Source organism: Lacticaseibacillus hegangensis (assembly GCF_003946465.1).
Taxonomy (GTDB): domain Bacteria; phylum Bacillota; class Bacilli; order Lactobacillales; family Lactobacillaceae; genus Lacticaseibacillus; species Lacticaseibacillus hegangensis.
The window spans coordinates 52,386-75,644 of record NZ_RHOL01000008.1 but is presented as its reverse complement, the minus strand read 5'-3'; the positions used below and the strand labels follow the sequence as shown (position 1 = coordinate 75,644).

The following is a 23,259-nucleotide window of genomic DNA, read 5'->3' as shown; positions in this document are numbered from 1 at the left end:
AAACCAAAGCGAGTATAGGTCCATGCGGCGCGATAGTCAAGAACTATGTGAAATAATCCACAACAAATCTATGACTGTAAAACAGTTTCGAAAATCGACATTTTGTCACACAGAAAGGATCACGCTCATAAATGTCGGTATGCTCGATACCTCGTCACTACAAAAAGCACGAAGTCAACTCCACTCCGTGCCATCTAGTTTCATTTACTTACCAGTGACCCAGTGATAGATCTCCTGTGAGGTCTCCAGGTTTAGCAATGTATGTCGATTATCTTCATCTACGAGTTTTTCCGCAACCCTCGAAAGTAACGAAAGATGTTCTTGACTGCCTTGCTCAGGAATAAGAAATGCAATAGCAACGATCACATCTTTATCATCAAAGGTCTCCCACGGAATAGGGACTGCATTTTTGACCACCATAATCCTTGATTCCTTAATGTGAGGAGAAATGGCATGTGGAATGGCAATCCCATCAAACATTCCTGTAGAGGTTTCAGCCTCGCGCTTTAAAAATGCATCAACCACAGCCTTGTCGTCGTCGGCGTATCCCTTCTCAACATTCATACTAGCAAGATATTCGAACAAATCTCTTTGCGATTTACTCTGAGTTAAGTATACGTCGTTCTCGGACATTGGGAATTCTTCGTCTGACATCATCTAGCTCCTTCGTTAAACATGTTTCACGCTTTCTGCGCAACACCTTTTTCGGGCACATAACCCGGAATTACTTTCTTACCTGTTACCACTCTGTGTTTGCGGACAGCCCCAAGTAATAGACCGCCAATAATTGCTCCCGTAAAGATTGCAAGGAGCCACAAGAATGGGTGTACCACAATGGGTAGGACCAGGAACGCGCCAGCAGGAGCGGGCACTTGCACACGGAATAAATAGGTTAGTGAAGCCGCAATCGATGATCCAAGCATCATAATCGGCATGTTCCGAATTGGATCTTCAACCACAAAGGGAATTGCTCCTTCCGTGATATGCGTGGATCCAAGCAGATAATTTACCAGTCCGGCGTTACGCTCGCCAACAGTATAATACTTGTGAAAGACAGTTGTCGCAATACCCGTAATCAGAGGAGGCGCAATGCAGGCTGCTGAGAATCCTGCGATAAAGAAGTAGTTCCCTTTTGCTAAAAGTGCTAGGGCTACCAGAGAAGCTGCTTTGTTGACTGGGCCGCCCATGTCGAAAGCACACATGCAGCCCATGATAATACCCAGAACAATAGGACTTGAATCCTGGAAACCTTCAAGAAAATTGACCATTCCTTCATTAACAAATTTCATTGGTGAAGAAATCCAATATATCAAAAACCCGGTGACTAGAGTACCAAGTACAGGTAGTAAAAAGATGGCCTTGATGCCATTGAAGTTCTTTGGAATTACTGACATTAGTTTTGTAAGGCCAAGGAATATATACCCAGCCGCAAAACCAGCTACAATCCCTCCAAGGAACCCAGTGCCGCCAGCTGTAGCAATCAAGCCACCAGCAATACCACCAACAAGAGCTGGGCTAGAAATACTTCTAGCAATACCGCCCGCCAGCATTGGAACCATCATACTGAATGCCGTAGTCCCAATACTATGCATGTAAAATGCTATCTGATTATATTCAGCACTTTTTGGATCAGCAGAATTGATGCCCCACAAAAGAGAAAGAGCAATCAAAACACCACCACCAACAACAAATGGAAGCATATCAGAAACACCATTCATAAGGGCGCGGTACAATGTGAAGCCTAATCCCGTACCAGAGTCTGGTGCGGCAATGTAATCAGATACATTCTCCCCAGTACCATAGTCTTCTTCATTGCCTTTTTTCTCGGCAGGTTTCGCGGCCATTGCCTCGTCGATAAGCTTCCCCGCATCCTTAATCGCTCTAGCGACAGGAACATTTACCATCGGTTTGCCATCAAAACGTTCCGCGTCTACATCCTTGTCCGAAGCTACGACAACCGCTCCTGCCTCTTTGATTTCTTCGGGAGTGAGTTCATTTTCGACCCCCATGCGGCCATGTGCTTCAAACTTATACGAAAGCCCCTTTTCCTTAGCAGCTTCCTCTAGCGCTTTTTTTGCCATGTATGTATGGGCAATGCCGGTCGTACAACCAGTGGCCCCAATAATATCATATTTAGTCATGGTCCCTCTCCCCTTCTAAAGTGAAGCGGCCTTGTTTGCACTGCCGAATACTTCAATTTTTTCCTCAAGATCATCAGCAACATACTGCAACTGTCGGTCGGTCCAATCCTGAATGTAAATGTTGTCCCCAATACCATTCAAATCTTTAACGATATGCTTTGCGACACGGTTAGCCATATCGGAATAAAAGTTGATTTTCGTGATGCCATCAGCGGCCATCTCTTGGTACTCTTCTGGTTTTAGGCCAGACCCGCCGTGCACTACTAGTGGCTGTTTGATGGCTTCGCGCAGTGCTTTTAGTCGATCAAAATTCAGGTGTGGTACTGTCTTATAGACCCCGTGCACCGTTCCAAAGGAGACCGCAATTGCGTCTGCCCCAGTTTCTTGACTAAACTCATGAGCAAGTTTAGGATCTGTCATCAATTCTGTAATATCTGGATTCTCCAATGGCTTGCCACCACTCCGAATCATCCGACCCAGCTCTACCTCAACAGACACACCAACTTCGTGGGCGATTCTAACAACTTCTTTAGACGTTGCGAGATTCTCCTCGTAAGGAAGCTCGGATCCATCAAACATCACTGAGCTGTATCCGGCTCGAATGGCACGCATACATGCCTTAAAACTGTGCCCATGATCTAAATGAACGACCACTGGAACCCCAGCATGCTTTGCAACCTCGGTAGCATAATAACCAATTTGTTCAATCTTCATGCGCGAGTCGTCATCCTCGGCATACTGAACAACGACTGGAGCATGCTTTGCTTCCGCAGCCTGTACAATTGAATTAACCATTTCCAGGTTTACTACATTGAAAGCTCCGACCGCATATTTCCCACTTTGCGCAGGAATTAAAACAGAATTTAAATTGACCAATGTCATTTCCAACACCCCTTTCAACAAGCATCGTATCACGTATGTTCGCGCTTTCACGGGTTTGACTAAATGTTGGAAATCTGGCGGTACGGGAGTGACAATTTGTCACAGAGATTGCTCACTTTGCTACTATTACATGAACATCATTGCTGGTCAGCCTATCCGCTATACTTTGAGGAAGCGCCTTATCTGTAATCAGAATATCAATTTGGTCGAATCCGAGACTTGCAAAGAAATTACTTTTTCCAACCTTTGAAGAATCAATTAATACGACAACTTTATCAGCAGACTTTGCCATTGCTTGTTTAATCTCAGCCTCTTCATCACGTGAATCAGAAACACCAACACGATCATCTAAACCCCGGCCCGAAAGGAAAGCGAGATCGGCTTGATGCTTTCGGATAAAATCGGTAGTAGCTCCACCATAAACTCCTGATGCTTCGGTGTGAATATGACCACAAGCACAATACAAATTAGTCGTACTATCCATGATTTCTGATAGCTGCACGGCTGTACGCAGTCCATTTGTCAGAATGTCCATGTACTTATGGTGCCGAATTTGTTCGGCAAAGATGAGAGCAGTACTACTGGAATCCATCATTATCCTTTGGCCGTCTTCAATTAGCTTTTCGGCTGCAATCGCGATTTTGCGCTTCTCTTGAATATGAGCACCATATCTATAATGCATTCCCCTCTCTATAGAATCTGGCCTTATTAGAGATGCACCTCCACGAGTGCGAACTAACTCACCTTCCGCCTCCATCTCCTTCAGCAATCTTCTGATGGTCGATTCGCTAGTATACGTCCTATCAGCTAGTTCCGAAACGGTGACATGGTTCTGTTTTTCCAAGGCCCTTATAACCTGAGCTCTGATTTCTTCCCTCGCCACAAATGAGTCCTCCTAACGTCAAAAGCTTCGAATTAAAATGAAAATAGACACATGGATTATTGTAACCCCTTTCATCTCGTCTGAAAAACTTGGGTCTTCATTATTTATGTGCGCTTGCCGACATCTCCTAAAAGTTCCAGCTTTTCTTGAGTACACGCCAAGCCCAAAAAAACTCCTTAAGGCTAACGCCCCAAGGAGTCATAGACCCAGTTCAAATTAGATAATGCCACCAGACATCTGCGCATTCATCTCGTCCTCGCTAAGCGTGCGCTTAGTGAATCCAAGAACCAAAGCTGTGATAACAGTACCTAACAGGATGCAACCAATGTAAAGAAGCGGTTTGTTGCAGGCGATTGGAATGACGAAGATACCACCATGAGGAGCCTGCAATGTGATGCCAGAGGCCATACATAGTGCCCCGCCAACAGCGCCACCGATAATGTTTGCAGGAATTACACGCAACGGATCTCCGGCAGCAAACGGAATAGCGCCTTCAGTAATGAAGCTTGCTCCCAGAACCCAGTTAGCCTTACCAGCTTCACGCTCTTGATTTGTAAACTTGTTCCGGAAAAGAACCGTAGCAAGCGCAATGCCCAAAGGCGGAACCATGCCACCAACCATCAAGGCAGCTGATGGGGCGTAAATCTTAGATGCGAACATAGCCAGCCCGAAAGCTGAAGCAGTCTTGTTAATAGGACCACCCATATCGGAGGCCATCATGCCAGCCAGAATTCCTCCCATTAACGCCGCATTAGCACCATTCATTGACTTCAACCAGTTGGTCAAAATCTCAATCAGCTTAGAAAATGGCGTGTTAATGATGAAGAACATAACGAACCCGACGACGAACGTTGCCAATAGTGGAATCACGAGTACAGCCATGATCCCTTGATATGAGTGTGGCACGTTCCGGGTGTATTTCACGATAACACGTGTGACATAACCCGCCAGGAACCCTGCGACCATACCGCCAAGGAACCCAGAACCACCATTAACGGCCATCATGCCGCCAATCATGCCGGGTGCAAGGCCGGGCTTATCAGCAATGCTCCAAGAAATGAAGCCCGCCAAGATCGGGACGTATAGTTTGAACGCAGCGTTACCGCCAACTTCATTGAAGAATCCAGCCCACACATTGTAGTCAGGGCTCTTAGGATCACTAGCATAAATCCCAAACATGAACGAGATGGCGATGAAAATACCACCAACGACAACGAACGGAATCATGTAAGAGACACCACTCATAATGTGGGTGTAGAATGCTCGACCAAACTTGCCTATTGGAGAAAGATCATCAGTATCTTTTTCCTTTTTGCCCATTGCAGCCTCGACACTGTTACCCTTCGAAGCTGATGAGGTCGATGCTCCGCCACCGGCCGCAGTTTTCTGCAAGGCTTGTGAAACAACCGAAGCTGGGTTGTCAATCGCGTCTTTGATAGGGACATCGATATAAGGCCGGCCTGCGAAGGCTGATGTATCAACCTTAATATCATGTGCGATAACAATAGCATCGGCCTTAGCTCCATCATCAGGAGTCAGTTTGTTTTCAATACCTGTGGCACCATTTGTTTGGATTTTAGCCCGCATACCACGTTTCTTGGCCTCATTTTGCAGTGCAGTCGCAGCCATGAACGTGTGAGCGATACCAGTATTGCATGCCGTGATACCAATCAAATACTTACCGTTGTCATTCTGAGCCTGGGCTAAATTGGTTTGTTCCGATGTTTTTGCATCTTCCGCAATCAGAGCATCATAAATGTCTTTCGTAGTTTCCGCTGTCAGGAGTTTTGCGCGGAACACGTCGTCCATCAAAAACGTTGAGATCTTTGACAACATCTTCAGATGCTCGTCGCTTGCGTTTTCCTCAGCCGCAATCATGAAGACAAGATTTACCTTTTGGTCGCCCCATTGTACCCCGGCTAAATCTCGGAATACACCAATTGTTGCTTGCTTAACGGCGTTAGTTTTAGCGTGAGGAATCGCAACGCCATAACCAACAGCTGTTGACACTTCTTCTTCGCGTTTGTAAATTGCTTTCTTAAATACTCCAGGATCGCTAACATAGCCATTGCTACGTAGTTTTTCTGTCATATTGTCAATTACGACTTCTTTTTTCAGGGGTTCAATGCTTGTGTCAATATTCTTAATATCGACTAAATCTTCAATTTTCATATCATTCACCTCCCGGGAACGGTATCAATTAAATCTTGTACAGGCTTGCCTTGCCAGTAGAATTGAACAGATCCATCTTGTATTCAACAACATCTTGCGCTGCTTTCCGAGCAGACGGCATTACCTGATCAGGCTCGTATGCATCTGGATTATCATCAAGATTCTTACGCAGCTGTTTGAAGAACGCGGTCTTCATATCAGTAGACAGATTGATCTTTGCAACGCCATGCTTGTATGTCTTGCGAATCTCTTCATCCTTGTTGTCAGAGCCACCATGCAGAACCAGCGGAATATCGACTGCTTGATGAATCTGTTCAAGCAGATCAATCTTCAACTCTGGCTTCTCAACGTGGCTATAGTGACCATGACGTGTACCAATGGCTACGGCCAAGGTATCAACGCCAGTTGCCTCGACAAACTTCTTCGCATCTTCCGGCTTAGTGTACAGAATCTTGTTTACACCAGTACCCTCGGTGCTCAATTCATTAGAACCAATGGTTCCCAGTTCAGCTTCAACAGAGACCCCGGCGGCATGTGCTGCTTCAACAACCTTCTTCGTCAAAGCAATGTTCTCTTCCCAAGGCTTCATAGAAGCGTCAATCATGACAGATGTGTAACCATTGTGAATACCAACCATGCAGTCATGCAACATAGCACCGTGGTCTACGTGCAGTGCCATTGGAATCTTAGTACGATCAATCGCCTGACGTACATAAGCAATGAAATCCTCGCCAACCAAGCCAATTTCATTTGGGTGAATTTGGATAATCGCCGGTGCATTCTTCTTTTCCGCTGCACCAATAATTGCTGGGACGAATTCACTATTTGCCACGTTATATGAGCCAACGGCAAACTGGTTCTTGTATGCGACATCCAAAAGATCAACCATGTTGTATAACATATTAATTTTCTCCCTTTTTGTTCCAAATTTTGACAAACTCATCTTTAGTCTTGGTCCCAATCAAGCTTCGAATAAGACTAATATTGCTTGTCCTCTGGTACACGTCGCTGAAGAAGTCCTTGTTTGTTTTCAAATCAGCTGCTGGAATGTAGATGATAATCAAACGCACCTTCTGACTGCCCCAGTCAATATCCTCATCGTTTATGCCGACAATGATTTTTGCAGAGGTTTCAGAGCCCTTCAAAAACGGGTGAGGTAATGCTACAAGGTTGCCAATGTCGGTAGGAGACATCGACTCTCTTTGCATAAAATACGGTAACAATTCACTATAACCCGACATTCCAATTAATTCCTTTATTGCCGACCTGCTGCTATGTTCATCAATATGGTAATAATCGAGATCGTTAATCAATGAGAAGGTCCCATACGAATCAACGAACCGTTGCAAAGAAACAATCTCTTTTGGATTCAATTCTCTGCTTACCTTGATGACATTTCGCTCGTCAGTCTCTGCGCCATCAAAACCACAGGCTATAATTAATTGATACTTGCTCATTGGCCACTGTTCGTCGCTTAACAGCGTCTTTTCAACCTTTATGTTAGGGAAGTAGTTCTGGATCTTGTATCTGAACAAGTCTGCTTCAGAACGCTTACCCCTAAAGATTAAGGCGGTAGATATGGTGTTCTTTGTCTCCTCAGTAAGTATCAACTGAATATGTATGGCTAAAAATGAAATCTCTGATTCTGGTATGCGAATGTCGAGGTCGTTTTGCAGTGTGTCATACAGATAACAAGCTATCGAATATGCGAACAGATACTCACGCTTAGTTTCTGTGGAATACGGATTAAAAATCGGAATGCTTTCTTCCAGCGGATTCAGTAATCTCATAATGTGGTTCATGATTTGTGTGCGATACTGACCGTTGCTATACAGCGGTATGGAGTAGACCTTTTCAGCAGATTTCAATGAATCATTAATTGCCTTTTCCTGCTTCCTGTTCATCTCGGGTGTAAACGTGCCCGGAATGTTCATCGGGAGTGAGATTAAGTAGTTCGTCAAGGAGTACTCTTCTCCAGAGTCTACAATCTTTACTTCTCGAGCATTTAAAAGGCTTTTCGCCAATACACGCTCGGGCGCCCGCTCTACCCTGTCGGGATCTTTCGCAGGCAACACTGAATACCCTTCACCTCTCCGGTACTCTATAATCAACATGTGGCAAATAATCTTGACATAAACCACGAAATCCATGGTCACGTGTTGTTTAGCCAACACTTCATCTACTATTTCAATCTGCTGTCGTACTTGCTCTTCTGTTGCAATGCCATTCAACATTTGTTGAATCGCATGCTTGGGGTGCTGACGTGTAACCTTCTGAACTGGTACTAACTGCTCGAGAAGCAGTCTTTTCTGGGTCTCGCTTCCTTCGAGCTTAATGCCAGTGAATATCTGCGAATCAAGGTGAACTTTTATGTTCACTTCCTTAATTCTGGCGAACAGGAGTTGCACCTTGCTTCTGATGCTCTCCACTGAATAGTGCAACTGCGCGGCAAGGGCATCGAAAGTCATGTAGCCCTCATTGCTCATTAAGATGTTTGCAACCCTAAATAGCAGGCTGCTTTCATCTTGTTCCATGAGCTGATCCTTAACACTCTGGTCATAAATGTCCTTCTGGATCTTATATCCCTGGGGTGACGAGATAATCAAAGGTTCCCGTGCATTGCTTCGGTTTAATGTCCTTACATAGTTGCGGATGCTTCTTTCAGTTACATCCAGCAAACTAGCTAACTCCCCGCTAGTCATGTATCCACTCTGCTGAAGTAAAATGTTAAGCAATCGTTTCATGTTCTTGTTCATCAGTTCTCACCTCTTACCGAACCTATTCTCGAACCACGCTTATCACTTAACAAGGACAGTGTAGCTTATTAAGTTAGCGCTTACATAATCAATTAATTTTCCGGGTAAACATTTTCACTTTTTCCGGTCTTTCCTCCTACCCGGAAATATTTACACATCGGGAACAGGCGTTGACCCCAAATCAAATATAGTCCCTTACTTTATAGTACCGGACTACCAGGGCTCTAGTAAGGGGGATTTTTCTGATGCGAAAGCTACCCCTCTGAAATGTAATTTTCTAATATCCACATTTCAACAACAAAGAAGGAGTCGGAAAGGGTCGGCTCCTTCTTGTATTTCTAAAATTCACATTTTACAAAACTGTCAATTTCGGGACCGCTCTTAAACGCCAGCTCTCTACTGAATCCATTCAATCGTTGATTAAATCTTGTATAAGCTTGCCTTTCCAGTTGCATTGAACAAATCCATTTTATACTCAACAACCTCCTGTGCCGCTTTTCGTGCAGAAGGCATTAATTGATCGGGCTCGTAAGCATCTCTGTTTTTGTCCAGATTCTTACGCAGCTGGCTGAAAAAAGCTGTCTTCATATCTGTAGACAGATTGATCTTCGCTACACCATGCTTGTACGTCTTGCGAATCTCATCGTCTTTATTGTCGGACCCACCGTGAAGCACCAATGGAATATTTACCGCTTCGTGAATCCGTTCCAGCAAATCGATTTTAAGTTCCGGCTTTTCAACGTGGCTATAATGCCCATGACGTGTACCGATAGCTACCGCTAAAGTGTCAACACCCGTAGCCTCAACAAACTTCTTAGCATCATCTGGATCAGTGTAGAGAATCTTATTTACGCCGTTACCTTCGGTGCTCAATTCGTTCGAACCAATGGTGCCAAGTTCCGCTTCAACAGAAACACCAGCAGCGTGAGCCGCCTCAACAACCTTCTTCGTCAAAGCAATATTCTCTTCCCAGGGCTTTGCAGAAGCATCAATCATTACTGACGTGTAACCATTGTGAATGCCGACCATGCAATCGTGTAAAGTTGCGCCGTGATCTACATGCAGCGCCATTGGAATGCGAGTACGGTCAATGGCCTGACGAACATACGCAATAAAGTCTTCTCCTACCAAACCAATTTCGTTAGGATGAATTTGGATAATCGCCGGAGCATTTTTCTTCTCGGCCGCACCGATGATGGCCGGAACGAATTCACTGTTGGCGACGTTGTACGACCCTACCGCGAACTGATTCTTGTATGCGACGAACAACAAATCTACCATATTGTATAACACTATACCAACCTCCGTGTTTAATTGATTAGCCCTTCATCATATCTAGCGGATTCAACTGAGTGGAAGTCTTCGCCGAAGCTTCTGTTTCTGTTTTTGTTTTCTTAACGATGCCAAGCAAAATCGCGCCAACAATCGTCCCGCAAATGATGGACACGACCCAAAGGACTGGATGATCCACCACGTTAGGAATCAACGGAGCAATCAAGCCCCCGTGCGGAATTCGACATGCACAGTTAAAAATCAGGGATAACGTTGATGCTACCGAACTCCCAATCATAATGCATGGTATTACTCTCAGAGGGTCTGCAACGGCAAACGGGATCGCGCCTTCAGTGATGTTGACAGCCCCGAGGACCCAGGCAGCCTTACCAGACTCACGCTCTTCGGCAGTGTATTTATTCTTGAAAATAACAGTTGAAAGAGCAATAGCAAGTGGTGGCGTTACCCCTCCAGCCATGACAGCGGCAAACGGGACAAAGTTGCCAGCATCGAAAGCAATCATACTGAATGCAAAGATTGATTTGTTCAATGGGCCCCCCATATCAAAGGCCATCATTGACCCTGTAATTATCCCTAGTAAAAGTTTATTGCCCGTGCCCATAGTTCCGAGCCAACCGGAAATCCACTTCATTAGATGTTCAATCGGAATCCCAATAACAAATGTCATCAGCAACCCGACAATAGCTACACTAAGGACGGGGATAATCAGAACAAACTTAATAGAATCGAGCTTCTTCGGTATCTTTATGTAATTGATTAAGTACAGGGTCACATAACCGGCCAAGAAGCCACCAACCATGCCGCCCAGAAACCCAGCACCAATGCTTTTGGCTACCCACCCGCTCATTAGACCAGATGTGATCGCCGGAACACCACCGATAGAGTACCCAATCCCTGCTGCCAACACCGGAACCATTAATCCTAAGGCCCCGTCACCACCGCCAATCGCATTCAAGGCCGCCGCGATTGCGTTGTAAGAAGGGTCCTTGGGATCGGCCGAATTTAACCCCCAGAGGAAACTAATCGCTAATAGAATACCTCCCGCAACAATTACTGGAATCATGAAACTGACACCGGTCATAAGATGCTTATAAATTCCTTGAACACTATTTTTAGCGCTCCGTCCCGCATTAGTTGACTGCCCATTAGGATCCAAAAATACCGCCCTGTCAAAAGCATCGCTAATGACTTTCTCAGGATCCTTGATTGCCTCTTCTACGCCAACTTCATACACACGCTTTCCAACAAATCGGTCTTTATTGACGCTCTTACCTGCTGCGATTATGACGACATCAGCCTGACTGATGTCTTGTTTGTTTAACTCGTTTTCCGGGCCAGAAGCGCCTTGCGTTTCAACCTTGATCTCATAACCCTTATCCTTAGCGGTCTCTTCCAACGCCTCGGCAGCCATGTAAGTATGAGCAACCCCCGTAGGGCAGGTTGTGATAGCAACTAGCTTGGTCATGTTCAGTCCTCCTTTGAAGATGAATTAACTCGTTAACGTATCTACAATTTCTTTTTCTGTTTTCGAATTTTCAAGTTTTGCTCGAATTTCTTTGTGCATCAGTTTGCGTGCCAATCGACTGAGGATAGCTAGGTGTTCCTTTCCCCCACTCTCGGGAATGGCAAGCATGAAAATTAAGTGCACTTGATCGCCGTCAGCGTTGTAGTCTATATCCTTCGATAGCCTCAAAACACTGACCGTCGGTTCGGAAACCACACTACTCATTGCGTGAGGGATAGCCACATAGTGACCGATATAGGTGGACACCTCTATCTCGCGATCTTGGAGTGCGCTTAAAAAGGTCTTTCTATCCGAAACGATATTTTCCTCCACTAAATTCTCTACAAGAAAGTCAATAGCCTCACCGCGCGTTTGAAAATCCCGATTGATAAACACTCGTTTCTGATCGATAACGTTCGTCATGAAGACTCCCCTTCCATTAATTTCTTACGTAAGACTTCAATGCTCTGCTGATTTCTAATACCCCTGATTAAGGAAGAGTCGCTAATGCAGGAGTACAACCGTCTAAAGAACAGCTTATTGTTCTTAGTATCGTCGAAATTCAAGACGAGCATGATAACAGTGTCTACCATTTCGTCGCCCCATACTATGGGCGTACGATTCTTAATAAATAGCAATGTCGGTATCTTTACCAAGCTACTATCACCATGAGGAATAGCTATACCACGCCCTATTGCAGTGCTCGCCTTAGACTCGCGTTTAATGATTGATTGAAGATACCTCTCCTTAGTAACGCCTCGTGCTAAAAGCTCGTTGGTATTGAGTCTCAGGAGCTCTTCTCTCGACGAAAAATTTCCCTCACGATATTCAAAATCAACATTTTCTTCCAGCTCTTTACTATCCGTTCCGAGACCACTTCGGTTTTTGAACAATAAGTGTTGTATGGTTTGGCGGTCCTCTTCCGTTAGTGCCGCACTCACATGCACATACTTTGCCCTTTGCTCGGACTTAAGCTTTAGTGGTGTGAAGCTGACAATCATATCGCATTGCGAGAAATCATAGGAAATCACAGATTTCGTTAGAATGGTCTTCTCTATCATCAAATTGTGAAATGCGTTCATTAACTTCATCACAAATATCTGATTAAACGCATAGCCGTTGTCACTTACAAGAACGACCTTGTAGAACTGTTTACTCGCCAGAATTTGGGTGATAACACAAATATACTGCGCTATATACCCTATCTCGTCGTTGTTCAGGGCAATGTTGTAGCGCTTTTCTATTACCTCTACTGCCGTCATTGCCATATAGTAAAATTGTCCGTAATGCATTTTAATGTCGTTAAGAGCTGGATTGTGTACCTGGATGCCCAGACGACTTCTTCGTACTGCTTGGGAAAGATGGTAGGCAAGATTTTGGATCAGATATTGAATTTCGGAATCATGAATGTCCACATCGAAAAACGTCGTAACTAAAGCTTTCGAGGTCTCAACTATATTAATGTCTTCTCCCTGCGGCGAATCTGGCGTGTGTATTTCGCGAGTTGCACAAATGTCCCACAAAAATCCTACGTCGTCAGGTTTCAGATTAAAGTTGGCCTTCAAAGTATTAGCGAAGTCCTGATAGTGAGGATTTTCAATCTCGACTGATTGTGGTGGCACCGTTACTTTTTCCCCCATCTGAGATCGATGCGAGGAAATCAATGTAGACAAGACTATTTCTTTTCTTCCCTCATCGTTGAAGCCTACAAAATCCTTCCGCTCAATTTGTTTTACTATAGAACTCGTTAGAACAAATTCCTTGTCATAGCCGAACTGTTTTAGGACCTCAAGGATTCCTTCATCAAAATCCGGATTTTGATGCTGTTTAGTCTTCACCCTTTTTGTCTGACTCAACACAAGCCTGACGAAAAGTTGGCGAATTTTTTCTTCAGCACCCGCTATTCTAATTCCTACTCCGCGAGTACTTTGTATTTGAAGGTTTAATTCCAAAAGATAGATGTCGGACTTGTAGATTAATCCACAAATTTCATAGGAGCTCATCAAAAATCGCTGGCTGAGATCTGAAATACTGCACACCTGTCTGAAACAAAGATATGTCAATATTTGTTCCAGACGATCCTTATCAGAAACGGATAGCACGTCTTCCTCGTCTGCAAGAATCTCACGCAAGCGACTGGTTGAATTATCTCCAATTACGCGGATTCCCTTACGCGGCTCAGCCTCAAGGTTCAGACCTCCGAGTAAATCATGAAATCGAGAGGAGTGTATGTGATTCCAGACTGTTTTTTTCGAAACCTTCAAAGTCTCCGAGATATTCTTCAAGGTCAGATAGGCGTCCGTCCGCATAAGTATTCGAAGTATGTCTTGGTCTAGATTCTTACTCATGACGGACCCCCTCATGTCTATATATTCTCAGCCTTCAGAAGTTTGTCCATGACACCTACCACATCAAGAGTCTGCTGAGCATAATCGAGACCAAGTGCAGGATTGTTTACGGTCGCCTCAAAGTCTTCGATCTCATAAGACAACGCCCGCTCCGTCTCGCCCGCAGAAATATTCTCTGAAGAGAAGTCAGGATATACAATCTTTGCAGTCTCCGCACGCACGTAATTGTAGACTTCAACGTATGCCTTATCGCCAGTAATTACAGCTCGCTTAGGAAGCTTTGCGCGAAATGTCATATTAGTATTGGCAATAACTCCTGATTCTGTATCAAAGGAGATCGACCACATCTCATCAACTCCAGTAGGGTACTTCCTCATAACATATACAGGATCGTTTAGCTTCCCACTTGTAAAGTGTCGCACAAAAGACAGAACGTATGTCCCAATGTCCAGCATTGCGCCACCACCGAGCTCTTTCGAGAAAAAACGGTTATTTGGATTGTCGTCTTTTAGCGAACCAAGATCTACTTGAATCATTTTAATCTTTCCTAGCTTGCCGTCGGAGATCAGATCGCGAATCTTGCCAAAGAGCGGCATGTGATAGATTGTCATTGCCTCAGCTAAGATAAGTCCTTTGCTGTGAGCTAAGTCGTACATAGCCTTGATTTCCTCGTAGTCACCCCAGATGGCCTTCTCGCACATGACGTGTTTACCCGCCTCAAGGCTCATCTTGATGTCTTTTAAATGCTGGGAATTTACAGTAGCCACGTAGATGATGTCAATGTCTGGATCGCTAACCATCTCCTCGTAACTAGAGTACTTATGTAATACTTGAAATTCCTTTCCAAACTGTTCCGCTTCTTCTGCCGTCCGTCCGGCTACGCCGTATATTGGCCGAGTTTTATTCATCTGCGTTGCAAAATCGTGTGCGATATGACCAAGTCCCATAATGCCCCAATTCATTAGATTGCCTCCCTAAATTTTGATTGTGAACATGTTCATAAGTAGTATATCTGGATTGGAACTATGTAAGCGCTTAATTTCCCCCTTATAATTGCCACATTCCCTGTTTGATTGCAACATTCATATTCACTGCATGATCTTTGCTCATGCACTTGGGTAAACCATTTTAATTTCTTTGTATTCTTTGCCAGTTTCAACAAATCAAGGAGGCACAACAAAACCGCCACTCTTCTGCGACCTAGGCTTCGTTTATTCTTAGAGCACTTTCTTGCCCGCATTCACACAATGCGGCATATACTTAACGAGCAATGAACCGCCCGGGGCGAATCTTCCCATCTACAGGTGTGGCGGCAATACGCTGCCAACGCTTAATGGTTTCAGTTCCCACTTGCTGTCGCCACCTCCTTGCATCTTCGAGATCAGGATAATACCCCTTACCTTGGACGCAGGGGTTACAAACTGCCAACCAGAGGTTAAGCCTGAATTTTCCAGTTCCACTGGTTCGACACAACGCCATCGACATAGGAACCATAGACTTGATGAAGACGAGTTGTGGCGCCTTTTCTCCAGTAACCATCAACCGCAATACCGCTCGATGCTGGTTTGGCTTCCGGCTTTGTAGCTTGTTTGGATATAACAATGGCACTTGCCCTACCAGCCTTCAGGTCGACTGCAAGTTGAGCCTCACTGTTGCCAAGCTTAGTCAACCACGAATATTGACCACCATGATAGGAACCGCCGTAGGTACGAGATACCCACCGGTGGGTATCGTACCTGCCCTCTTGTTATCATCGTCGAGGATGCGAGAGAAGCCAAACTTGTCAGCCGTTGTGACTGCTAGTTCAATCCAGCTCCAGTGTGCCCTCATAGCATGGTCGCAATCAGAGGAATCACAGAGTTCCAACTGAGCAGGCACATATTGGTTAATGTTATCGGCTCCCCTTGCGATATAACCTGGGGTCCTAACCTGGTAGGCACCCAAATCATCGACACCAAAATGCACAAAAATCTGCGTGCCACGCCAAACCCAGTACTCATAGGTTGCCATACTCTTGGCTGTCACCTCGATGTCATCGGTTGAGTGTAAGAGCACACGATAACCTTACCAATCGTCTTCTCTGTGTTCGCATTGGTTGCTAACGAAATGTTGATTGACACTGCGATTACTTAGTCTCCTTTTCTTTACTACGTCGCTATCCTTTGCTCCCAGCGAAGTTGGATTAACCAGCCAGCCGTAGTGGGCTACCAGAGCAGTTCCGATCACATACGGATCGGCGAACGCTTCGACCAAGATTAAGTCAACAATCGCCCAAGATGTAAATGAGTTCGAATTAAGCCCAAAGTAGGTAATGATCAACGCACTAGTGAGTACTGCCAACCACGAGATTAGCCGGATCCCTGAAGCAAGTATTACTAGACCATTATAGGAGCCCCGATTTGGCCCACTGTTACGACTTGAACCCCCTGGTTTTAATTGCAACTTTTACACACGCCCTTAAAGAGGAGAATGATAAGCAAGACGTCGCTTCAGTTGAAGACTCATCGTATGCCACACACTACCAGTGTCAATAATCGGAGGTACTGGCTCTGACTCGAAACAAGAATATTCTTTATAGCTCACAGAGGATAACGGACTAGGTGTGCGACAATTACAACTTACAACTGAATAACTAGACACTATCATCCTGCAATAGTATTCCGGCACTCGTCCATTAGCTTCTGATACGATGATTTCTCAAGAGTCAGACTTTCTTCTAGAGTCGTATCTTTTGAAGCACCCATTGCCATGGGTATATAGTCGATTTATACAGGCAACGCGACTGTCACCGACTGAGCGAGGTGGTTGAATTGACTATGCAAGCTGCAAGCAAGATTACTCTTGACGAGATCGTGGCGCGCCACACGAACCTTGGCATCGAGGTGGAGAAGGTCCGTGTCGATCCGCAAAACCGGCTGAGCGAGCGACCGTTCCCCACCAACTTCAGCGCAGACATGCGCGATTTTGTTGAGCACGAATTCTTCAATGCGCAGATCGAGTTCCCGCTGCCGGTCGAACCCGTCGTCGACAAAAACCTCGCGCACGGAGACCAGATTATTCGCGCAGCCGCGAGCCACCTGGCACCAGACGAACGGCTCTGGCCTTACAGTTGCCCCCCACCTCTGTCAGAGATGCTGGCGCAAAAGCATATCTCCAGGCAACCGGCAGAGACTTATGACTATCGCGAGCGCCTCAGTCACATCTATGACCTGCGCCGCATTCTCAACACTGGCATCCATGTCAACCTCAGCTTCAGCGAGCAGGCGCTGGTAGAACTGCTTCGCCTGACGGACTTTGCGACGACCGATGACCTGTACGTGCACCTGGCGCAATACTTCATGCTCCACCGCTGGCTGTTCACGTATCTCTTCGGCGCGACCCCGCTGGCGTTTGCCGGATATTTCCCAGGTGATGCGCCAGCGCACCCGGTCCGCAGCCTCCGTAGCAGTCCACTGGGGTTCCCGACCAACATTCACGGTGACTACAATTCGGTCCCTGGCTACGTTGCTCGCATCGAAGAGGCACTCGAGAAGGGCGAGCTGCTGGCGCCAGGCCAATACTACGAACCAGTGCGGCTGAAGAGCAGAAAGGGAAAGGATCCGCGCGCGCTGCTGACCGAAGGCGTCTCCCACCTCGAACTGCGCGGCTTCGACCTGAATCCCAACACCGCCACGGGCGTCACCGCGGATCAGCTGCGGCTCGTCCAAAGCCTGGCCCTCCTTTTCGCCACTCAGCCGCTCCTCGAGGCCGACGAGTTCGAAGCTCGCCTGGCTGAGTCGCGACTCCTCAACGATCAGATTGCGCTGGAGGACCCGCGAGACAACTCGATCTGTCAGGAACGGGCAATTGGCCTTCTATCGCGGCTGTGCGATTTCGCCCGTTATAACCACTTCCCGGCAGCGTATCAACACGCCATTGCGCACTACCTGGACGCCAGCATCGACACGCGCGCCAGTCTGAGCTACACCGTTTGGCAGCAGCTCGCCAAGATTGACGACCCCGCCGCCGCTGATGCGTGCGCCATGTTTTTCTAACTTCAAACGCCATGAACTAATGCATGCGTCATCCCGACCTGAGGGTGACGCTTTTTGATTGCAAAACAAAAAAGCAACGGTTACCCGCTGCTTCGCTATCTTTCCTAATAGGAGGAGGAAAAGATGGTAAGAAAGGACGCTTGGAACTGGTGTCTCTTATTGGAGGTTGCTTATGTCTTGCATAAATATAGTTTAACAGATGAATGACAGCTTGTGCAAGCGCTTTCTAGATTTTTTCTCAGTAACACTTGGGTCGCCCACGCACTGCACGAAAAAAGCCCCGCCTCGGCGGGACCTCTCCTACAACGTCGCCTCAATCTGCTCGGCGCCTTGTTCCAGCAGCGTCATCAGCGTGACCGTCTGCTCCGGTGTGACCACCGGTGCGGCACCATTTTCCAAGGTGTCGGCCAGCGCTTCGTAATACTTCTGGTAGCCGCCAACTTCGGACACGACCTTTTCCTCGTGGTACTGACCCGCGTCGTCGAGGTAGGACAACGTGCCGTACTGATCCGGCCGGTCGACACCGAAGTCGGGGTGGTCAGGCCCCGGCATGTAGAACTTTTTCATCATGGCTTCCTGCTGGTCAGTTTCTTGCTTCAGAAAGCGGCCGCGGGTGCCGTACACCACAAACGACGGGCGGTAATTCAGGCGGAAGAAGCTCGACTTGACCGACACCTTCAGGCTGTTCGGGTAGTGCATGCCGATGTCGAAATAATCGGCCATGTGATCCGGCCCCAGCAGCTGGCGCACATCGTAGTCGACGCTGACCGGCGTACCCCAGTAGGACAGCACCTGATCCATCGTGTGCACGGCGTGGCCGTACAGGAAACTGCCCAACCGCGAATACCCTGTACTCTTTTCCACCGCGGCCGCGCGGTAGTAGTCAAAATTATCCTCGACTTCATAGACCTTGCCCAGCTTGCCAGACTCGATCACTTTTTGCACCGTGAGAAAATCCGAATCGAAGCGGCGGTTCTGGTAGCCTTCCAGCAGCAGCCCCTTTTGCTTGGCGTAGTCGAACAGCTCACGCGCCTCGTGGGCCGTGGCCGTGAACGGCTTTTCCAGCAGAACGTTCTTGCCATGGTCCAGAGCGGCTTTGGCGAGCTCAAAATGGACCTGGGGCGGCGTGGTGATTGCAACCAGCTGAATCTCCGGGTCGTCCCAGATGTCATTGATGTTCGTGGTGTACTTAACGTCTGGCAGCTTGGCCCACGGTGAGTCGTCGTGCCGCGCATAAATCGTCTTCACCCGGATGTCCTTCACCTGCTGGGAAAAAGGCAAGTGGTAGCGGTTTGTCGCCTTGCCGTTGCCTATATAAGCCATTGTGATCATCGTATTACCTCCCATGAAATCGTTCACGTTAACTTTAGCCGAACCGGCGCGGAAATACAAAAGCCAGGCCGAATGAGCGAGGCATGAAACTTCAGTTGGGGTTCGCTTAAAACGATAGCATTGGTCTAGACTGCCTGTTACAATCCCCCTGATAGGAGGATTATACTCATGAAAAAGCGTACTTTGTTCACCGCCGTTAGCGCCTTGGCGCTGCTCGGCGTCGCACCAGTCAACCCACAAACCACACACGCCGCAACAGCCGTGACAGCCCGGGCAGCCGCCACAAAGCTAGCACCTAACGTCGCGGCAATATTTTATCCCAGCAGTTTTGATTTCAAGATCGACGGCGTCGCTCACAACTCAGACGTCATGAAGGTGACCGCTGACAAAACTTACCAAGGCACCTGTGCTGTCGGCTACTATGGTGCCGATGGCCGACTGCCGCTCGAGCACCTGACACTCATCTCGGACAATCCCAACGTGAAGGTGCAAGTCTTGGGCAGCGCCACTTCGGACGATCCAACGGCAGCCAAAGGCAGCTTTACGATCCACTTCAGCATCACCATTCACGGCGAAACGAGCACGATCCCCGTTGTCTCATACATCCACATTGAGCGCACCGATGGCGGCAAAAACAGTAAATACGGCCACGGGCAAACTTTCGTCATTGTCGCGCAGAGCGTGCCGGAGAAACCAGAACCGAAACCTGAACCGAAACCTGAACCGAAACCCGAACCAAAGCCAGAGCCAAAACCTGAACCGAAGCCTGAACCAAAACCAGAGCCGAAACCGGAGCCAAAACCTGAACCGAAACCAGAACCAAAACCAGAGCCAGAACCAAAACCAGAACCAAAGCCAGAACCAAAACCAGAACCAAAACCTGAGTCCAAGCCAGAGCCACAGCCAGAGTCCAAGCCTCAACTGAAGCCTGAACCCAAACCTGAGCCAGAGCCCAAGCCGAAACCGGCGCCAGCCCCGGATCATACGCAAAATCCTAGTCCGATTCATTCCGTTTCAAACAAGCAACCAACCAATCCCAGGAACACTTTGAGTAACCAGAACCAACACCGAAACAAACTGCCGCAAACGGGTGAGCAATATAATACTGCCATCACTGCCTTCGGATTAATCACCCTGTTGGAAACTGCCATCGCTCTTTTACACAAAAGACACGTGTAATCCGACAACAAAAAATGAGCTTACCTCACTCACACAGAGGATAAGCTCATTTTTAACTTAAAGTTGACCTTCTTGTTCTTTTGCCCCATTCTCCAGAACCGTCATTAGCGCTAACGTTTCATCTTCTGAAACAATTGGTTTCGCCCCATGCTCGAGAGTATCAACCAAACCTTCATAGTATAGACTGTAGTTTCCTTTCTCGGTCGGGACCTTCTCTTCGTGGTAAGTGCCGTCTTTCGAAATATACGAAAGTTTCCCCCACCGATCAGGGGTTTCCACTCCAAAGTCAGGATGTTCAGCTATAGGCATGTAGAACTCCTTCAACTGTTTCTCCTGAATATCCGGTAATTCATGTATAAAACGACCCTTGGTGCCATAAACTACAAACGAAGGACGATAATTTAGTCTGAAGTAACTTGACTTAACTTCAACTTTTAACTGATTAGGATAATAGAGATCCAAGTCAAAATAGTCGCTCATGTGGTTTTTGCCAAGTAGTTGCCGTACATCGTAGTGTACATTCTTGGGTGCGCCCCAAAAAGAAATTACCTGGTCAACCGTATGGCAGGCATGGCCGTACAAAAAGGTGCTAAATCGATCATACTTCGTAACTTGCTCGGACTGCTGCGGCCGATAGTAATCAAAGTTGTCCTCAACTTCATACACATTTCCCAATTTACCACTCTTAATTACCTTTTGAACCGTCAGAAAGTCACCGTCGAAACGTCGATTCTGATAGGCCTCAAGCAATACACCCTGCTTATGCGCCAAAGCAAAAAGCGCTTTGGCCTCGGCAACGCTGCTAGTGAAGGGTTTCTCCAGGACAACATTCTTTCCGTGCTGCAAAGCCCGTGTTGCCAAATCATAGTGGGTTTGTGGTGGTGTGCAGATAACCACAACCTGAATTTTTGAATCATTTAATATGGAATCCAAATCACTCACATAAACAACATCAGGAATCTTCTGCCAGGGAGTTTCAACTGGAGAAAATATCTTGCTAATTCGAATTTCATTCACGCGTCGGGAAAAAGGAATGTGATAACGGTTGGCGCTCTTACCGTTGCCAATATACGCTATATTCAACAAATCAATACCTCCCGTATCATCGAATACTATAAAATGCTCAGACTTTGTAAACTACCTTCATCATCGATAAACTAAGCTTCCAAAAAACACCCCGAGGTAGCTCGGGGTGATCTGATAAAAGCAAATATCGACTAATTATCAGCCGTTGCAGGTTTTTCCGCTGGTGTTTCTGCCTCTTTTTTAGCGTCTGCCGATTGTTCGTTCATCAACAACATATGATCATAGTGCCGAATGAATGGGTACCAAACAAGAAAGGCAGAAATCGCGCAAACCACAGAAAGCACAGCACCTTTCCAACTGGCTGTAGCAATGAACCCACTCAAGCCAACTGGAGTAGGCCATGGTTGCTGGAGAATAATCTTCGGTACCAGTCTGGTCGTAATTGCAATATAGGCAATCGCGCCTGAAACCAGTGGTGCGCAGATAAAGGGAATGAACAGCTGAATGTTGTAGACAATCGGCAACCCGAAAAGAATTGGCTCATTAATATTAAAGACAGCTGGTACAATTTCGACTCGACCAATTTCCTTTAGTTGCACAGACTTCGCACGCGTTGCCAACCAGATTGCGAGCCCTAGTGTCGCGCCCGAACCGCCAATGGTAACAAACGCATTGACAGGATCGCCGGCAAAGAAATAGTGCGCACCGCGAACATTGGCGGCAACGTTAGCCAAGGTAATTGGAGTAAAGAACGAAGACGTGATAGTCGCGCCATGAACCCCGAACCACCAAAGGAACTGAGCCAGAAACATAATAAACAGAAAGCCCCACCACGTATCAGCAATATTGCTGATGAAAGAAAATGGAATGTAAAGAACCTTGAAGATATCCGTCCCGGCAAGAATCAGAATCAAATTCAACAACGTGATTACAACCGCAACGCAAGCACCAGGAATCAATGCACTAAATGAATTTGAAACGCCTTCTGGGACTGAACTCGGCATCTTGATCCGCCAGTCATGCTTAATCGTAAACCGATAGATTTGCACGGTAATCCAACCAACAACTAACCCCGTGAAAATCCCAACTGAACCGATCCGAGTAATGCCGCCAGCAGAAACCGCATAGCCCCCACCGATAATATTATTTTTGTTTAGTGAAGTGACAAACTGAATCATGCCACCCTTCCAGACTAGTTGAGGCACCGTAATAAACATGCCCATCATGAACAACCAAAGGCCATAGAGAGGATTTAAAGCAATGTGCTCTTCATCACGGTAGATCTTTGTATACGTATACGTGAACGTACCAGAGAACACAAGCGCCAGAATCCCCATGGTAGAGTTAAAGACTACCTGGAATAAGTTTGTGAAACGCCCAATCGTATTTGCGTACCACGCGGCAAATCCTGGAATCGGAAACGCTTGTGGCAGCACGGTCAGAATTAAAAACATAGCCCCAACAATTGAGAACGTAATGACACTATAACCGGCTTGCATAATTGCACGGACGAAGCGAGAACCGGAGAAACGTCCGGCCCAGTCGCCAATCTTGTCCTTAAATGACTTGCCGGAATTACCTGCATCAGTCATATTTTTCACCTGCTATATACCTGCGGAAGACTGAGGAAGGTGCACATAGTTCTCCTTTCATCAATTCTATTTAAAAATAAGATCTTGCTCCCCAATGATCATTTGGAAAGCAGTGAA

18 protein-coding genes are annotated in these 23,259 nt (G+C 46.6%); 2 read left to right on the top strand and 16 right to left on the bottom strand.

Translation table 11 applies throughout. From position 1 onward, the window contains the following. Positions 1–204: 204 nt before the first annotated feature. From EKM86_RS03625 to EKM86_RS03560, 13 genes are all read right to left on the bottom strand, one after another. On the bottom strand, positions 205–654 hold the full coding sequence (locus EKM86_RS03625; RefSeq protein ID WP_164506151.1) for a PTS sugar transporter subunit IIA: 450 nt from the start codon (positions 652–654) through the stop codon (positions 205–207). A gap of 26 nt (positions 655–680) precedes the next feature. Next, positions 681–2,141, bottom strand: a complete 1,461-nt coding sequence (locus EKM86_RS03620; RefSeq protein ID WP_125755152.1) for a PTS fructose transporter subunit IIC — start codon at positions 2,139–2,141, stop codon at positions 681–683. A 15-nt stretch (positions 2,142–2,156) separates the two neighbouring features. Next, on the bottom strand, positions 2,157–3,023 hold the full coding sequence (locus EKM86_RS03615; RefSeq protein WP_125755151.1) for a class II fructose-bisphosphate aldolase: 867 nt from the start codon (positions 3,021–3,023) through the stop codon (positions 2,157–2,159). 112 nt (positions 3,024–3,135) lie between these two features. Further along, on the bottom strand, positions 3,136–3,906 hold the full coding sequence (locus EKM86_RS03610) for a DeoR/GlpR family DNA-binding transcription regulator (protein ID WP_125755150.1): 771 nt from the start codon (positions 3,904–3,906) through the stop codon (positions 3,136–3,138). 216 nt (positions 3,907–4,122) lie between these two features. Next, complete coding sequence (locus EKM86_RS03605; RefSeq protein WP_125755149.1) at positions 4,123–6,078, bottom strand: PTS fructose transporter subunit IIABC; 1,956 nt, start codon at positions 6,076–6,078, stop codon at positions 4,123–4,125. Positions 6,079–6,106: 28 nt separating this feature from the next. After that, the gene (locus tag EKM86_RS03600; protein WP_125755148.1) at positions 6,107–6,979 is read right to left on the bottom strand and encodes a ketose-bisphosphate aldolase; all 873 of its coding nucleotides are present in this window, start codon (positions 6,977–6,979) and stop codon (positions 6,107–6,109) included. A gap of 1 nt (position 6,980) precedes the next feature. After that, a complete protein-coding gene (locus EKM86_RS03595) occupies positions 6,981–8,834 on the bottom strand; it encodes a BglG family transcription antiterminator (RefSeq protein ID WP_125755147.1) in 1,854 nt (617 codons plus the stop codon). 420 nt (positions 8,835–9,254) lie between these two features. Then, the gene (locus EKM86_RS03590) at positions 9,255–10,127 is read right to left on the bottom strand and encodes a ketose-bisphosphate aldolase (protein WP_125755146.1); all 873 of its coding nucleotides are present in this window, start codon (positions 10,125–10,127) and stop codon (positions 9,255–9,257) included. A gap of 25 nt (positions 10,128–10,152) precedes the next feature. Next, entirely contained in the window at positions 10,153–11,592 is a 1,440-nt protein-coding gene (locus EKM86_RS03585) for a PTS fructose transporter subunit IIC (RefSeq protein ID WP_125755145.1), read from the bottom strand. Positions 11,593–11,616: 24 nt separating this feature from the next. Further along, complete coding sequence (locus tag EKM86_RS03580; RefSeq protein ID WP_125755144.1) at positions 11,617–12,054, bottom strand: PTS sugar transporter subunit IIA; 438 nt, start codon at positions 12,052–12,054, stop codon at positions 11,617–11,619. Beyond that, on the bottom strand, positions 12,051–13,979 hold the full coding sequence (locus EKM86_RS03575) for a BglG family transcription antiterminator (RefSeq protein ID WP_164506150.1): 1,929 nt from the start codon (positions 13,977–13,979) through the stop codon (positions 12,051–12,053). The genes EKM86_RS03580 and EKM86_RS03575 overlap by 4 nt, the downstream gene beginning before the upstream one ends. 17 nt (positions 13,980–13,996) lie before the next feature. After that, positions 13,997–14,941, bottom strand: coding sequence for a Gfo/Idh/MocA family protein (locus EKM86_RS03570; protein WP_125755142.1), 945 nt, complete (start codon positions 14,939–14,941; stop codon positions 13,997–13,999). Positions 14,942–15,644: 703 nt separating this feature from the next. After that, positions 15,645–15,989, bottom strand: a complete 345-nt coding sequence (locus EKM86_RS03560) for a hypothetical protein (RefSeq protein WP_125755140.1) — start codon at positions 15,987–15,989, stop codon at positions 15,645–15,647. An 806-nt stretch (positions 15,990–16,795) separates the two neighbouring features. Between EKM86_RS03560 and EKM86_RS03555 the strand changes: the two genes are divergently transcribed. Next, positions 16,796–18,013: a hypothetical protein gene (locus EKM86_RS03555; protein ID WP_125755139.1), complete on the top strand. Its 1,218-nt coding sequence runs from the start codon at positions 16,796–16,798 to the stop codon at positions 18,011–18,013. 300 nt (positions 18,014–18,313) lie between these two features. Here EKM86_RS03555 and EKM86_RS03550 read toward each other — a convergent pair whose 3' ends face one another. After that, complete coding sequence (locus tag EKM86_RS03550; RefSeq protein ID WP_125755138.1) at positions 18,314–19,345, bottom strand: Gfo/Idh/MocA family oxidoreductase; 1,032 nt, start codon at positions 19,343–19,345, stop codon at positions 18,314–18,316. 168 nt (positions 19,346–19,513) lie between these two features. Between EKM86_RS03550 and EKM86_RS12470 the strand changes: the two genes are divergently transcribed. After that, positions 19,514–20,524: an LPXTG cell wall anchor domain-containing protein gene (locus tag EKM86_RS12470; RefSeq protein WP_125755137.1), complete on the top strand. Its 1,011-nt coding sequence runs from the start codon at positions 19,514–19,516 to the stop codon at positions 20,522–20,524. Positions 20,525–20,581: 57 nt separating this feature from the next. On the opposite strand, the gene EKM86_RS03540 is transcribed toward EKM86_RS12470, so the two are convergent. Both EKM86_RS03540 and celB read right to left on the bottom strand, forming a co-directional pair. Continuing rightward, positions 20,582–21,610, bottom strand: a complete 1,029-nt coding sequence (locus EKM86_RS03540; protein ID WP_125755136.1) for a Gfo/Idh/MocA family oxidoreductase — start codon at positions 21,608–21,610, stop codon at positions 20,582–20,584. A gap of 131 nt (positions 21,611–21,741) precedes the next feature. Further along, positions 21,742–23,142: a PTS cellobiose transporter subunit IIC gene (celB, locus tag EKM86_RS03535; RefSeq protein ID WP_125755135.1), complete on the bottom strand. Its 1,401-nt coding sequence runs from the start codon at positions 23,140–23,142 to the stop codon at positions 21,742–21,744. Positions 23,143–23,259 lie beyond the last annotated feature (117 nt).